This is a genomic window from Streptomyces sp. NPDC031418, assembly GCF_055581605.1.
Map to the genome: position 1 here is coordinate 1 of NZ_JBVIJC010000002.1, position 13,945 is coordinate 13,945.

The 13,945-nt window shown below is 73.3% G+C and carries 13 protein-coding genes and 1 rRNA gene; 11 read left to right on the plus strand and 3 right to left on the minus strand.

Going from position 1 to position 13,945, the window contains the following annotated elements:
- Positions 1–91 (plus strand): 5S ribosomal RNA (gene rrf / locus ACZ5CZ_RS02065); the annotation flags it as partial.
- Between the two features lie 30 nt (positions 92–121).
- Here rrf and ACZ5CZ_RS02070 read toward each other — a convergent pair.
- Entirely contained in the window at positions 122–1,405 is a 1,284-nt protein-coding gene (locus tag ACZ5CZ_RS02070) for a hypothetical protein (protein ID WP_468938948.1), read from the minus strand.
- A gap of 42 nt (positions 1,406–1,447) precedes the next feature.
- Between ACZ5CZ_RS02070 and ACZ5CZ_RS02075 the strand changes: the two genes are divergently transcribed.
- Entirely contained in the window at positions 1,448–2,224 is a 777-nt protein-coding gene (locus ACZ5CZ_RS02075; protein WP_468938925.1) for a tetratricopeptide repeat protein, read from the plus strand.
- A gap of 82 nt (positions 2,225–2,306) precedes the next feature.
- Here the strand turns inward: ACZ5CZ_RS02075 and ACZ5CZ_RS02080 are convergent, their stop codons facing one another.
- A complete protein-coding gene (locus ACZ5CZ_RS02080; protein WP_385846489.1) occupies positions 2,307–3,590 on the minus strand; it encodes a DUF1015 domain-containing protein in 1,284 nt (427 codons plus the stop codon).
- A 73-nt stretch (positions 3,591–3,663) separates the two neighbouring features.
- Here ACZ5CZ_RS02080 and ACZ5CZ_RS02085 point away from each other — a divergent pair, with 73 nt between their 5' ends.
- The 4 genes from ACZ5CZ_RS02085 to ACZ5CZ_RS02100 are packed head-to-tail and all read left to right on the plus strand — an operon-like array spanning position 3,664 to position 7,672.
- Entirely contained in the window at positions 3,664–4,692 is a 1,029-nt protein-coding gene (locus tag ACZ5CZ_RS02085) for an HAD hydrolase-like protein (protein WP_385846491.1), read from the plus strand.
- A gap of 48 nt (positions 4,693–4,740) precedes the next feature.
- A complete protein-coding gene (locus ACZ5CZ_RS02090) occupies positions 4,741–5,784 on the plus strand; it encodes a FecCD family ABC transporter permease (protein ID WP_385846492.1) in 1,044 nt (347 codons plus the stop codon).
- Positions 5,781–6,827, plus strand: coding sequence for a FecCD family ABC transporter permease (locus ACZ5CZ_RS02095; protein ID WP_385846493.1), 1,047 nt, complete (start codon positions 5,781–5,783; stop codon positions 6,825–6,827). The genes ACZ5CZ_RS02090 and ACZ5CZ_RS02095 overlap by 4 nt, the downstream gene beginning before the upstream one ends.
- Positions 6,824–7,672, plus strand: a complete 849-nt coding sequence (locus ACZ5CZ_RS02100) for an ABC transporter ATP-binding protein (RefSeq protein WP_468938416.1) — start codon at positions 6,824–6,826, stop codon at positions 7,670–7,672. Before ACZ5CZ_RS02095 ends, ACZ5CZ_RS02100 begins: the two co-directional genes overlap by 4 nt.
- On the opposite strand, the gene ACZ5CZ_RS02105 is transcribed toward ACZ5CZ_RS02100, so the two are convergent.
- Complete coding sequence (locus ACZ5CZ_RS02105; protein WP_385846496.1) at positions 7,656–8,003, minus strand: sterol-binding protein; 348 nt, start codon at positions 8,001–8,003, stop codon at positions 7,656–7,658. The genes ACZ5CZ_RS02100 and ACZ5CZ_RS02105 overlap by 17 nt on opposite strands.
- A gap of 42 nt (positions 8,004–8,045) precedes the next feature.
- Between ACZ5CZ_RS02105 and ACZ5CZ_RS02110 the strand changes: the two genes are divergently transcribed.
- The 5 genes from ACZ5CZ_RS02110 (at position 8,046) to recN (ending at position 13,662) form a co-directional block, all read left to right on the plus strand.
- Entirely contained in the window at positions 8,046–8,333 is a 288-nt protein-coding gene (locus ACZ5CZ_RS02110; RefSeq protein WP_385846497.1) for a hypothetical protein, read from the plus strand.
- Between the two features lie 7 nt (positions 8,334–8,340).
- A complete protein-coding gene (locus ACZ5CZ_RS02115) occupies positions 8,341–9,156 on the plus strand; it encodes a TlyA family RNA methyltransferase (RefSeq protein ID WP_385846498.1) in 816 nt (271 codons plus the stop codon).
- Positions 9,153–10,058: an NAD kinase gene (locus tag ACZ5CZ_RS02120; RefSeq protein ID WP_385846499.1), complete on the plus strand. Its 906-nt coding sequence runs from the start codon at positions 9,153–9,155 to the stop codon at positions 10,056–10,058. Before ACZ5CZ_RS02115 ends, ACZ5CZ_RS02120 begins: the two co-directional genes overlap by 4 nt.
- A 180-nt stretch (positions 10,059–10,238) precedes the next feature.
- Positions 10,239–11,798, plus strand: coding sequence for a S53 family peptidase (locus tag ACZ5CZ_RS02125; RefSeq protein ID WP_385846501.1), 1,560 nt, complete (start codon positions 10,239–10,241; stop codon positions 11,796–11,798).
- A gap of 145 nt (positions 11,799–11,943) precedes the next feature.
- Positions 11,944–13,662 (plus strand): DNA repair protein RecN, encoded by a 1,719-nt coding sequence (gene recN / locus ACZ5CZ_RS02130; protein WP_385846605.1) that lies wholly within the window; start codon positions 11,944–11,946, stop codon positions 13,660–13,662.
- The last annotated feature ends 283 nt before the right edge of the window (positions 13,663–13,945 follow it).

The following is a 13,945-nucleotide window of genomic DNA, read 5'->3' on the forward strand; positions in this document are numbered from 1 at the left end:
GCCCGGTTACATTCCGAACCCGGAAGCTAAGCCTCACAGCGCCGATGGTACTGCAGGGGGGACCCTGTGGGAGAGTAGGACACCGCCGAACAATCTTTGGAAGGACCCTTGGTCCCAGCGTTCAGCTGGGACCAAGGGTCCTTTTGTTTTTACAATGCTTGCGGTACCGAAGACAGGAGTCACCATGTCCACCAACTCTCCCGACGACCGACCGGAGCGCGACCAGCGGCGACGGGACAGTGGTGACCGTGGTGGATACCGCGGCGACCGCGGTGACCGTGGCGACCGCGGCGGGTTCCGCCGTGACAACGACCGTCGTGACAACGACCGTGGCGGCTACGGTCGGCGTGACGACAACCGCGGCGGCTTCGGCCGGCGCGATGACCGCCGGGACGACCGCCGTGACAACGACCGTCGTGATGACCGTGACCGTGGTGAGCGGGGCGGTTTCCGGCGTGATGACAGCCGCGGTGGTGGCTACCGCGGCCGTGAGGGCGACCGGGGTTCGCGTCCGGCGTTCCAGCGCGACGACCGCCGTGACGACCGGCGAGGTGACGACCGCGGTGGCTTCCGCGGCCGTGACGAGCGCGGTGGCGACCGCGGTGGCGACCGCGGCTTCCGCCGCGACGACCGCGGTGAGCGCCCCGCCTTCCGGCGTGACGACCGGCGTGACGACCGCCGTGGTGACGACCGCGGTGGCTTCCGCGGCCGTGACGACCGACGGGATGACAGGCGCGACGACCGCCGCGACGAGCGTGGCGGCTTCCGTGGCCGGGACGACCGCCGTGACAACGACCGTCGTGATGACCGTGACCGTGGTGAGCGGGGCGGTTTCCGGCGTGATGACAGCCGCGGTGGTGGCTACCGCCGTGAGGGCGACCGGGGTTCGCGTCCGGCGTTCCAGCGCGACGACCGCCGTGACGACCGGCGAGGCGACGACCGCGGTGGCTTCCGCGGCCGTGACGAGCGCGGTGGTGACCGCGGTGGCGACCGCGGCTTCCGCCGCGACGACCGCGGTGAGCGCCCCGCTTTCCGCCGCGACGACCGCCGCGACGACCGACGGGACGACCGACGGGACGACCGACGGGACGACCGCCGCGACGACCGCGGCGGCTTCGACCGCCGCGACGACCGCCGCGACGACCGCCGCGACGACCGCCGTGGTGACGACCGCGGTGGCTTCCGCGGCCGCGACGACCGGCGCGATGACCGCCGTGACGACCGCCGCGGTTACGGCGACCGTGGTGACCGCAGCGGTGACCGTGGTGGCTTCGGCGGTGGCGGCCGTAGGGACGACCGTGGCGGTCGGCCCGGTGGCTTCCGCGGGCGTGACGACCGGCGGGACGACCGGCGCGATGACCGCCGCGGTGGTGGTGGCGGCCGCTTCCGCGACCAGCGGGACCACCGGGACCGCGACAGGGACCGTGACCGCGAGCCGATCAAGCGGCTGCCGATCCCGGAGGACGTCACCGGCGACGAGATCGACAAGGACGTGCGGCAGGAGCTCCAGAGCCTGCCCAAGACGCTCGCGGAAGACGTCGCCAGGAACCTGGTGATGGTCGCCCGGCTCATCGACGAGGACCCCGAGGGCGCGTACGGCTACTCCAGGGTGGCCCTGCGGCTGGCCTCGCGGGTGGCCGCCGTACGGGAGGCCGCCGGCTTCGCCGCGTACGCCAACCAGAAGTATTCCGAGGCCCTGGCAGAGTTCCGGGCCGCCCGCCGGATGACCGGGTCCGTGGAGCTGTGGCCGGTGATGGCCGACTGCGAGCGTGGGCTCGGGCGGCCGGAGAAGGCGCTGGACATGGCCGGTGCCCCCGAGGTGCACAAGCTGGACAAGGCCGGCCAGGTGGAGATGCGGCTCGTCGCGGCCGGCGCCCGGCGTGACATGGGCCAGCTGGACGCGGCCATCGTCACCCTGCAGAGCCCCGAGCTGGCCTCCAACGCGGTCCAGCCCTGGACCGCGCGGCTGCGGTACGCCTACGCCGACGCCCTGCTCGCCGTCGGCCGGCAGGACGAGGCGCGCGAGTGGTTCGCCAAGGCCGTGGAGGCCGACCGGGACGGCAGCACGGACGCTTCCGACCGGCTCGCCGAGCTGGACGGCGTGGAGTTCGTCGACGCGCTGGACGAGAGCGAGGTCGAGACCGAGACCGAGGGCGAGAGCGAGAGCGAGGCGAAGGACGAGGCCGCGCAGCCCGCTGAGGGCCCCGAGGGTCAGCAGGACTGACGCCGGGCCGGACGGCCTGGGCAGTCTGTGAGAAGAGGGCAGGTCCCCTGGTGGACCTGCCCTCTTCTGCGTTGAGGGGGCTTCAGATGTCGAGGGCGCGCAGGACCAGTCCGGTGGCCGGCTTGGGGCCGAACGACGTCGACTTGCCGGGCATGGTCACGCCCTGCTGGGCCAGTTCGCGGACCACGTCCTCGCGGACCGGGTGCATGAGCACGGCCGTACCGCCGTCGCGTTCCGCCTTGCGGACCGTGGCGGCGGTGTCGTGTATGTAGGCGATGTGCGCGGGTGAGTCCTCGGGGATGCCCCAGACGTGCTCCAGCAGCGTGGAGTGCAGGACGGTGGCGTCCAGGGAGCGCCAGGCGGCCGGGCGGTCGGCCGGGATCGTGCGGGCCAGCAGCTCGGGGTCCGGATCGTCGAGCAGATGGAAGGCGCCGTCACCGGCCAGCAGGAAGGCGTTGCCGGCGCAGGAGGCGTCCGCGAGCGCCTCCAGGGCCTCGGGCAGCGGCACGGCGAGGCGTCGTACACGGAACAGGCCGTCGACCGCCGCCAGGGCGTCCGCGATCGGCAGGCCGTGCAGCAGACGGTGGATGGCGCGGACGCGCAGCGGGTAGCGGGCGGTGTCGACCAGCAGGACCAGGCCGTAGTCCCAGGGGCTGGGGGAGGGGTGCTCGGCGCGCAGCCGCAGATAGGTGGCCCAGCGGTGGTGGCCGTCGGCGATCAGCGCCTGGCGCTGGGCCAGGTCGGACTGGATGCGGGCCAGGTCGGCGGGGTCGGTGACCGACCACAGGGCGTGGTGGAAGCCGTCCTCGGTGGTCGTGGCGAGCAGCGGCGGGCGCTGCACGGTGCGGTCGACGACCTCGGCGGCCGTGCCGTCGCCGCGGTAGGACAGCAGCAGCGGCTCCAGGTTCGCGCGCGTGGCGCGCATCAGGGCCGCGCGGTCGGCGACCACCGGCGGCATGACGTCCTCGTGCGGCAGCACCAGGCCCTCGTCGGGGGCGGAGATCCGCAGGGTGCCGATGACGCCGCGCTGGAGCATGCCGTTGCCGTCGCGCTGCTCGTAGACGTACAGGCCGGGCTCCGCGTCCGCGGTGAGGATGCCCTCGTCCAGCCAGCGGCGCAGGGTGTCGGCCGCCTGCTCGGTGCGGGCACTCGGGGTACCGGCCTGGGGCAGGATGAGCCGGACGATGTTGTGCGGGTCGGCCGACTGAAGGTGGTGCACCCCGTCGGGCCGTACCACGACGTCGTACGGCGGTGAGGTGACGGAGGCGAGGCTGCCGACCCGGTCGGGGTCGTAGCGAAGGCCTCGGAACGGGGTGAGTTCCAGGCCTCGGCGCGCCGTTGCTTCCGAGTGACCTGCAGTGTTCATCCCGGCATCGTACGTGTGTCAGTGGCATGCGGGATGATCGGATGGAAAAGCGAGTGCGAGGAGCGATGCGGATATGAGCCAGGGTGCGAGGACACGGCCCGCGGGCAGCGAGCGGCCCCTGAGCGAGGCGTACGACACGGCGCTGCTGGACCTGGACGGGGTGGTGTACGCGGGCGGGGAGGCGATCGCGCACGCGGTCGACTCGCTGGCGGCGGCCCGGTCGGGCGGCATGCACCTGGCCTATGTGACCAACAACGCGCTGCGCACGCCGGACACCGTGGCCGAGCACCTGACGGAGCTGGGCATACCGACGGGGGCGGACGACGTGATCACCTCCGCGCAGGCCGTCGCCCGGCTGATCGCCGAGCAGGTGCCGGCGGGGGCGCGGGTGCTGGTGATCGGTGGTGAGGGGCTGCGGGTGGCGCTGCGCGAGCGGGGCCTGGTCCCGGTGGACTCGGCGGACGACGACCCGGCGGCGGTCGTGCAGGGGTACGGCGGTCCGGAGCTGACCTGGGGCCGGTTCGCGGAGGCGTCGTACGCGGTCGCGCGCGGGGTGCCGTGGTTCGCGTCCAACACCGACCTGACGATTCCGAGCGGGCGCGGGATCGCGCCGGGCAACGGTGCGGCGGTGGAGGTCGTACGGATCGCGACGGGCAGGGAGCCGCAGGTGGCGGGCAAGCCGCTGCCGCCGATGCACCGGGAGACCGTCATCCGGACCGGTGCGCGGCGCCCGCTGGTGGTGGGGGACCGGCTGGACACGGACATCGAGGGCGCGTTCAACGGCGAGGTGGACTCGCTGCTGGTGCTGACCGGTGTCACCGACGGCGCCCTGCTGCTCGCGGCGCCGCCGCAGCACCGGCCGACCTATGTGGACGCCGATCTGCGCGGGCTGCTCACCGGGCAGCCGGTGGTCGATGCCGAGGGCGACGGTTTCCGCTGCGGCGGGTTCACGGCGACGGCGCGGGCCGGCCGGCTGGAGCTGGACGGCGACGGCGAGGCGCTGGACGGGCTGCGGGCGCTGTGTGCGGCGGCCTGGACGGCGGCCGGGGACGGCTCGTGTGCGCTGGACGCGGGGAAGGCGCTGGCGCGGCTGGGGCTCTGACGGAAACCGGGGATCGAGATCGTAGCGAGGGTAGGCTAACCTAACCTCGTGTTGGTCGACAGTCCTCCGGAACCGCGCGCGGAGACCGCAGCCGCGCCCCCAACCCGCCGAGCCGCACGGGCCCTTGGGCTCCTGCTCTCCGTGGTGGTCCTGCTGCTCGTCGCCCTGGCGAGCATCGCGATCGGTGCGAAAGCCCTGTCGCCGGACCAGGTCTGGCACGGCCTGTTCCAGGACACGGGGACCTACGGTGACGTCGTCGTGGACGAGCGGCTCTCCCGTACGGTCCTCGGGCTGCTCGCCGGTGCCGCGCTCGGTCTCGCGGGCGCGGTGCTCCAGGCGCTCACCCGCAATCCGCTGGCCGACCCCGGGCTGCTGGGCATCAACGCGGGCGCCTCGGCGGCCGTCGTCACGGCCATCACCTACTTCGGCGTCACCAGCCTCACCGGGTATGTGTGGTTCGCCTTCCTCGGCGCGGCGGTGGTCGGCGCGCTGGTGTGGTTCCTCGGCGGCAGCCGGGGCGCCACCCCGGTACGGCTCGCCCTGGCGGGTACGGCGATCAGCACGGCCCTGTACGGCTATCTCCAGGCGGCGATGATCCTGGACGACGCCGCGCTCGCCAGGATGCGCTTCTGGACGGTGGGTTCGCTGGCCTCGGCCTCCGACGCCACCATCGTGCAGGTGCTGCCGTTCCTCGCGGTCGGCACGGTCCTCGCGCTGGCCCTGGCCCGTCCGCTCAACGCGGTCGAGATGGGCGACGACACCGCCCGCGCGCTCGGCGCCGGCCTCGGTCGCACCCGCGCCCTGGCCATGCTGGCCGCCGTACTGCTGTGCGGGGCGGCCACCGCCGCCTGCGGTCCGATCGCCTTCGTCGGCCTGATGGTGCCGCACGCGGTGCGCTCCTTCACCGGCCCCGACCTGCGCTGGATCCTGCCGTACGCCACCGTCCTGTCGCCCGTGCTGCTGCTCGGCGCCGATGTCATCGGCCGGGTCGTGGCCCGCCCCGCCGAGTTGCAGGTCGGCATCGTCACCGCGCTGATCGGCGGTCCGGTCTTCATCTTTCTCGTACGACGGCGAAGGACGGCCCAGCTGTGAAGACCCGCTCCCCGCACCGGGCGGTGCGCACCCCCGGCGGGTTCTCCGTGCGCCTGGACCTGCGGGCCCTGACCGTCGTCGTCCTGCTGCTGGTTGCCGCGGGCGCCGCCGGGGTCGCGCTGATCGGCACCGGCGACGCGCAGATCCCCGCGGGCGACGTCCTGCGCACCCTCGCCGGGAACGGCACCGCGTACCAGGACTTCATCGTCAACGAGCTGCGGCTGCCGCGGGTGCTGGTCGGCCTGCTGGTCGGTGCCTCGCTCGGGCTCGGCGGGGCGCTGTTCCAGGCCGTCTCGCGCAATCCGCTGGGCAGTCCGGACGTGCTCGGTCTCTCCCAGGGTTCGACGGCCGGCGCGCTGGTGGTGATCGTGCTGATGTCCGGCAGCGCCACCGAGGTCACCCTGGGCGCGCTGGCCGGTGGTCTGGTGACCGGGCTCGCGATCTATCTGCTCGCCTGGAAGCGCGGAGTGCACGGCTATCGGCTGGTCCTGGTCGGCATCGGTGTCTCCGCGATCGTCACCGCGGTCAACGGCTATCTGCTGACCAAGGCCGACCTGATGGACGCGGCCCGCGCCATCGTGTGGATGACCGGCTCGCTGGCCGGCCGTGACTGGACCCAGGTGTGGCCGCTGCTCGCGCTGTGCGCGGTCCTCCTCCCGCTGGTCCTCGCCCACGCGCGCGGCCTGCGGATGATGGAGATGGGCGACGACGTCTCCAGCGCCCTCGGGGTGCGGGTGCAGCGGGTCCGGATGGTGCTGCTGGTCTGCGCCGTCCTGCTCACCGCGGCCGCCACCGCCGCCGCCGGCCCGGTCAGCTTCGTCGCGCTCACCGCGCCCCAGCTCGCCCGCCGGCTGACCCGCTCCCCGGGACCCAATCTGGTGCCCTCGCTCTGCATGGGCGGCGCCCTGCTGGTCGGAGCCGACTGGGCCTCGCAGCTGGCCTTCGGCGCCGACCAGCTGCCGGTCGGCGTGGTCACCGGCGTCGTCGGCGGCGCCTATCTGCTGTGGCTGCTGGTCACCGAGCGCCGGGCGGGCCGGATATGAGCGGCACCCCCTCGAACACCCCAAGGAGCACTGTGAACCGGCTGTCCGCCGAGAACGTCACCCTCGCCTACGACCAGCGCGTCATCGCCGAACAGCTCTCGGTGGAGATCCCGGACCAGTCCTTCACGGTGATCGTCGGCCCGAACGCCTGCGGCAAGTCGACGCTGCTGCGGGCGCTGTCCCGGATGCTCAGGCCCAGCCAAGGCCGGGTGCTGCTCGACGGGCAGGCCATCCAGTCGATGCCGGCGAAGAAGGTCGCGCGCACGCTCGGGCTGCTCCCGCAGTCGTCCATCGCGCCCGACGGCATCACGGTCGCCGATCTCGTCGGCCGGGGCCGCTACCCGCACCAGGGGCTGCTGCGCCAGTGGTCCGCCGAGGACGAGCGGGTGGTCCAGGAGTCGATGGCGCAGACCGGCGTCGCCGAACTGGCCGACCGGTACGTGGACGAGCTGTCCGGCGGCCAGCGGCAGCGGGTGTGGATCGCCATGGCGCTCGCCCAGCAGACCCCGCTGCTGCTCCTGGACGAGCCGACCACCTATCTCGACATCCAGCACCAGATCGACGTCCTCGACCTGTGCGCGGAGCTGCACGAGACCCAGGGGCGGACGCTGGTGGCGGTGCTGCACGACCTGAACCACGCCGCCCGCTACGCCACCCACCTCATCGCCCTGCGCGGCGGCAGGGTGATCGCCGAGGGCGCCCCGAACGACATCGTCACCGCCGAGCTGGTGGAGGAGGTCTTCGGACTGCGCTGTCAGGTCATCGACGATCCGGAGACCGGCACCCCGCTGATCGTGCCGGCGGCCCGCAGGGCGCGCGCGGAGCGCGTCACAGCAGCTTCCTGAGCCGGAACAGGTCCAGCAGGCTCGCCTCCAGCCGCACCCGGCCCCTGCCCCAGGCGGTCGCGAAGTTCAGCTCCCCGTCCACCAGGGCCACCAGGTCGTCGCCGGCCAGGACGAGCCTGATCTGTGCCCGCTCGCGCGGCGGACCGGGCAGTGTCTCGTCCACCTCGATCCGGCCGCCCGTCATGCGGCCGGCGAAGGTGACGTCCAGGTCGGTGATGTGGCAGCTCACCGTGCGGTCCAGGGCGGCGGCCGCGCGGACCTCGCCCTCGGCCCCCTGCATGTTGTCCGAAAGCTTTCCCAGTGCGGCGCGGCACTCCTCGATCGTGGCCATCGCCACCGACCGTACCCCAGCGGTTCGGGGTAGCGTCTGGGCATGAGCGACTCGGTTCCGCAGACGGAGTATCCGGCGGAGGCGGAGGAGGGGGCGGAAGAGGCGTACGAACCCGCCGCGCCCGCCCCCCTGAACGTCCCGCGCACCCCCACCGGCGACGCCCGGATCGACGCCCGGCTGGAGCGGCTGGCCGACGCCGACCACCTCGCCACCGACGGACACCTCGAGGTGTACGAGGATGTACACCAGGGGCTGCGCGACGCGCTCGACGCGCTCGACGCCCGCCAGGGACCCCCGGTCCCGTCACCGTCGTACCAACACAGGAGCTGAACCCACCGTGGCAGGAGTCGCACGTCGCCGTCTGGACGCGGAGCTGGTCCGCCGGAAGCTCGCGCGCTCGCGTGAGCATGCCAGCCAGCTGATCGCCGCCGGGCGGGTCACCGTCGGCAGGACCGTGGCGACCAAGCCGGCCACACAGGTGGAGACCGCCGCCGCGATCGTGGTGCGGTCCGACGACAGCGATCCCGACTACGTCTCCCGGGGCGGGCACAAGCTCGCCGGGGCGCTCGAGGCCTTCGTGCCGCAGGGGCTCGTGGTGAAGGGCCGGCGTGCGCTGGACGCCGGCGCGTCCACCGGCGGCTTCACCGATGTGCTGCTGCGCGCGGGCGCCGCGCATGTCGTCGCCGTGGACGTCGGATACGGACAGCTCGCCTGGTCGCTCCAGAACGATGAACGCGTCACCGTCAAGGACCGTACGAACGTACGCGAGTTGACGCTGGAGGCGATCGACGGAGAACCTGTGGATCTTGTCGTGGGTGATCTGTCCTTCATCCCGCTCGGGCTGGTGCTGCCCGCCCTGAAGCGGTGTGTGAAGCCGGACGCCGACCTGGTGATGATGGTCAAGCCGCAGTTCGAGGTGGGGAAGGAGCGGCTGGGCAGCGGAGGTGTCGTACGGAGTCCGCAGCTGCGGGCGGAGGCCGTGCGGGGAGTGGCCGAGAAGGCCTGGGAGCTGGGGCTCGGGGTGCAGGGAGTCACCGCGAGCCCGCTGCCGGGCCCCTCGGGGAACGTCGAGTACTTTCTCTGGTTGCGGGCGGGGGCACCCGAGGTGGACCCGGCCGACGTCGAGCGTGCAGTGGCGGAGGGGCCGCGTTGACACAGAACCTGGCACGTACTGTCTTCCTGCTGGCCCACACCGGGCGGCCCGCGGCGATCCGCAGCGCGGAACTCGTCGTCAAGGGCCTGCTGCGGCACGGCATCGGGGTGCGGGTGCTGGAGGAGGAGGCACGGGATCTGCCGCTGCCGGACGAGGTGGACCTCGTCAAGGAGGCGACCCCGCAGAGCCTGGACGGGTGCGAGCTGCTGATCGTGCTCGGCGGCGACGGCACGCTGCTGCGCGGCGCCGAGTTCGCGCGGGCCTCCGGGGTGCCGATGCTCGGCGTCAACCTCGGACGGGTCGGCTTCCTCGCGGAGGCCGAACGCGACGACCTCGACCGGGTGGTCGACCGGGTGGTCGCCCGCTCCTACGAGGTCGAGGAGCGGATGACCGTCGATGTCGTCGTGCACCGCAACGGGGACATCGTGCACACCGACTGGGCGCTGAACGAGGCCGCCGTGCAGAAGGCGGGCGCCGAGAAGCTGCTGGAAGTCGTGCTGGAGATCGACGGGCGGCCGGTGACCGGCTTCGGCTGCGACGGTGTGGTGCTGTCCACGCCGACCGGGTCCACGGCCTACGCCTTCTCCGCGGGCGGGCCCGTGGTGTGGCCCGAGGTGGAAGCGCTGCTGATGGTGCCGATCAGCGCGCACGCCCTGTTCGCCAAGCCGCTGGTCACCTCCCCGGACTCGGTGCTCGCGGTGGAGGTGCTGCCGCACATCCCGCCCGGCGTGCTGTGGTGCGACGGGCGGCGCACGGTCGAGCTGCCGCCGGGGGCGCGGGTGGAGGTGCGGCGGGGGGCGGTGCCGGTGCGGCTCGCCCGGCTGCACCACTCCTCCTTCACCGACCGGCTGGTGGCGAAGTTCGCGCTGCCGACCACGGGCTGGCGGGGAGCGCCGCACTGAGCCGTCGCCGACGGCCGTCGTCCGTACTCCATCCCGGGCAGGGCGTGCCCTGTCCGGGTGGCCGGAGTCTGCCAGGCATATTTTTCCGGCAATGTCCGGATATACCTCGCCGAGTAGCCCACTTCCGACCCGAGCCGGTCGGTCCCGGCTGTGCGGCAGGCCGGCTCCGAGGAGACGACGATGAACGAACAACACGTGGCCTTGGCGGGCAGCACCCGCCCTGCCAAGGCCGACGCCACCCGGCTGCGGGACGCTGACCCGCAGCACCCCGTGGAAGTCACCCTCACCCTGCGCGGCAAGGTGGCCCCCACCGACCAGATCCCTGACGAGCGGCGCCAGGACGCCGAGAAGACCCAGTCCGTGCTCGAACGCTACGGCCTCTCGGTCGACCAGGTCCGGCTCGGACCGGGCAGCGTCGTGGTCAGCGGTCCGGTGTCCGCGATGAACGCCGCCTTCAAGGCCGACCTCGGCATCTACCACAGTCCCACCCAGGGCGAGTTCCGCGGCCGCGAGGGCGAGCTGCACATCCCCGCCGAACTGGAAGGCATCGTGACCGGTGTCTTCGGGCTCGACCAGCGGCAGATGGCGCGGCGCAAGTCCGTCCAGGGCCACGGCTTCCAGGGGGCGATGACGCCGGACGACCTGGAACGGCTGTACAACTTCCCGGCGGGCGACGGGGAGGGCCAGAAGGTCGGCATCGCCGAGTTCGGCGGCTGCTACTTCGAGGACGACCTGCGTGCCTTCTGCGAGGCGCACAACCGGCCGGTGCCGCGCGCCGAGGTGGTGCCCCTGAACCTCGACCCGCCCCGGTCGTTGCAGCAACTTCGGCAGTTGCCGCCCATGGAGCAGCAGTTCGCGTTCGAGGCCGCGGGCGAGGTGATGATGGACGTGCAGATCGTCGCCGGGCTGTGTCCGGCGGCGGAGATCTCCGTCTACTTCGCCACCTTCGACCAGCGCGGCTGGGTCGAACTGCTCGACCAGGTCCTCGCGGACAGGCCGGTGAGCGTGCCGATCAGCTGGGGTCTGAGCGAGGACGATCACGGCTGGTCGCCCACCGCGCTCCGGGAGATCAACAAGCGCCTGGAGGGCGCGGCGAACGCCGGCATCACGGTCTGCGTGGCCTCCGGTGACGACGGTTCGGGCGACCAGATCCCGGACGGCCGCGCCCACGTCGACTTCCCCAGCAGCAGCCCCTTCACGCTGGCCGTCGGCGGCACCATGGCCGACCCCTCCCAGCAGGAGGTCGCCTGGTGGCAGCCGCCCGGTCACCGCACCCCGCACGGCGGCGGCGCCACCGGAGGCGGGGTCTCCAGCAAGTTCGACCGCCCGGCCTACCAGCAGAGCATCACCATCGACTCCCTGAACCCGGGCAGCATCCGCGGGCGGGCCGTGCCGGACGTCGCGGCGCTCGCGGGCCCGCCGTTCTACGACCTGATCCTGCTCGGCCAGCCCGCGCCCAACGGCGGCACCAGCGCCTCCGCCCCGCTGTGGGGCGCCCTGATCGCCCGGATCAACGCGCTGCTGCCCCCGGACAAGCGCCAGCGCTTCCTCACCCCGCTGCTCTACGACACCGGCAGCAACGGCCGCCCGCTCGGCGAGGTGGCCTGCCGCGACATCGCGGTCGGCCATGACAACGGCTCCCACCCGCCCGCGGTGGGCTACCCGGTGAGGACGGGGTACGACGCCGTCACCGGCATGGGGGTGCCCGACGGCGTGGCCCTGCTCAAGGGGCTGCACTAGCCGCACCGCGCCGACCGCACTGCACTCGCCCGGGTGACAGCGCGCGCCGCATCGACGTGCGTCACCTGGACCTTCACACAAGCGGGGCGGGGTCGGTCACACTCCCGCCCCCCGACCTCGTAAGGTCTTATCCGTGTTGGAGGAGATGCGGATACGGTCGCTCGGGGTCATCGACGATGCCGTCGTCGAGCTGTCGCCGGGGTTCACCGCGGTCACCGGTGAGACGGGTGCGGGCAAGACCATGGTGGTCACCAGCCTGGGACTGCTGCTCGGGGGCCGGGCGGACCCCGCGCTCGTGCGGATCGGGGCCGAGAAGGCGGTCGTGGAGGGGCGGATCACGGTGTCCGCGGACGCCTCCGTCGCCGTACGCGCCGAGGAGGCGGGGGCCGAGCTGGACGACGGCGCCCTGCTGATCAGCCGTACCGTTTCCGCCGAGGGACGGTCCCGGGCGCACCTGGGCGGGCGCAGCGTGCCGGTGGGCATGCTCGCCGAGCTGGCCGACGAGCTGGTGGCCGTGCACGGGCAGACCGACCAGCAGGGGCTGCTGAAGCTGTCCCGGCAGCGGCAGGCGCTGGACCGGTACGCGGGCGACGCGGTCGCCGTGCCGCTCGCCAAGTACGCCGAGGCCTACAAGCGGCTGCGGGCCGTCTCCGCCGAGCTGGAGGAGATCACCACGCGCGCGCGTGAGCGGGCGCAGGAAGCCGACATGCTGCGGTACGGGCTGGACGAGATCGCCGCCGTGGAGCCGCGCGCCGGGGAGGACGTGGAGCTGGCAGAGGAGGCGGAGCGGCTCGGGCACGCCGAGGCGCTGGCGTCCGCCGCGACCGCCGCACACGCCGCTCTCGCGGGCGATCCGGAGGACCCCGAGGGGATCGACGCCACGACGCTGGTCGCGGGCGCCCACCGGGCCCTGGAGGCCGTACGGTCCCACGATCCGGCGCTGGCCTCCCTGGCCGACCGGATCGGCGAGATCGGGATCCTGCTCGGCGATGTCGCGGGCGAGCTGGCCGGGTACGCCGACGACCTCGACGCCGATCCGCGCCGGCTCGCGGCCGTGGAGGAGCGGCGGGCCGCTCTCACCGCGCTCACCCGCAAGTACGGCGAGGACGTCGCTGCCGTCCTGGCCTGGGCCGAGCGGAGCGCCGCCCGGCTCACCGAGCTGGACGGCGACGACGAGCGGATCGCCGAGCTGACCGCCGAGCGGGACGCGCTGCGCACCGAACTGGGCGGGCTCGCCCAGGCGCTGACCGACGCGCGGACCGAGGCCGCCGAGCGGTTCGCCGCCGCGGTGACGGCCGAGCTGGCCTCGCTCGCGATGCCGCACGCGCGCGTGTCCTTCGACATCCGGCAGACCGAGGATCCGGAGGGCGTCGAGGTCGGCGGGCGCACGGTCGGCTACGGGCCGTCCGGCGTGGACGAGGTCGAGCTGCTGCTCGCCCCGCATCCCGGAGCCCCGCCGCGGCCCATCGCCAAGGGCGCGTCCGGCGGTGAGCTGTCCCGGGTGATGCTGGCCGTGGAGGTCGTCTTCGCGGGCACCGATCCCGTGCCGACGTACCTCTTCGACGAGGTCGACGCCGGCGTCGGCGGCAAGGCGGCCGTCGAGATCGGCCGGCGGCTGGCGAAACTCGCCAAGACCGCGCAGGTCGTGGTCGTCACCCATCTGCCGCAGGTCGCCGCGTTCGCCGACCGGCAGCTGCTGGTGGAGAAGACCAACGACGGGTCGGTCACCCGGTCCGGGGTGAAGGTCCTGGAGGGCGAGGAACGGGTCCGCGAACTGTCCCGGATGCTGGCCGGCCAGGAGGACTCCGAGACGGCCCGCGCCCACGCGGAGGAACTGCTGGCAACGGCCCGCGCGGACGCGTAGGCGGGAGCGGGGCAGAGCAGAGCCGCTTCGTCCGGTGCCGGGCGACACCGGCGCCCGGCGCGTGCGCTCGGCTTCCCGCCGGGGGCACGCGCGCCGGGTGTCGCGCCGGGGCACGGGTGCCGGGGGATGTGCTCGGTGTGGTGCGGGGCGGCCGTGTAGCGCCTTGCGGGCCACCCGCACCCGGCGCCGGTCGATCACACCTGCTGGTGTCGCGCCGGGGGCACGTGCGCCGAGGGGATGCGGGGCGGCCGCTCCCGGTGCCGGTCGGCTACACGTGCTGGTG

Excerpts from the sequence above, each read along its gene's own strand:
- ACZ5CZ_RS02110 (WP_385846497.1), top strand. The coding sequence starts at position 8,046 with ATGAGCGACTCGGTTCCGCAGACGGAGTATCCGGCGGAGGCGGAGGAG.
- ACZ5CZ_RS02105 (WP_385846496.1), bottom strand. The coding sequence starts at position 8,003 with ATGGCCACGATCGAGGAGTGCCGCGCCGCACTGGGAAAGCTTTCGGAC.
- ACZ5CZ_RS02100 (WP_468938416.1), top strand. The coding sequence starts at position 6,824 with ATGAGCGGCACCCCCTCGAACACCCCAAGGAGCACTGTGAACCGGCTG.
- ACZ5CZ_RS02080 (WP_385846489.1), bottom strand. The coding sequence starts at position 3,590 with ATGAACACTGCAGGTCACTCGGAAGCAACGGCGCGCCGAGGCCTGGAA.
- recN (WP_385846605.1), top strand. The coding sequence starts at position 11,944 with ATGCGGATACGGTCGCTCGGGGTCATCGACGATGCCGTCGTCGAGCTG.
- ACZ5CZ_RS02125 (WP_385846501.1), top strand. The coding sequence starts at position 10,239 with ATGAACGAACAACACGTGGCCTTGGCGGGCAGCACCCGCCCTGCCAAG.
- ACZ5CZ_RS02085 (WP_385846491.1), top strand. The coding sequence starts at position 3,664 with ATGAGCCAGGGTGCGAGGACACGGCCCGCGGGCAGCGAGCGGCCCCTG.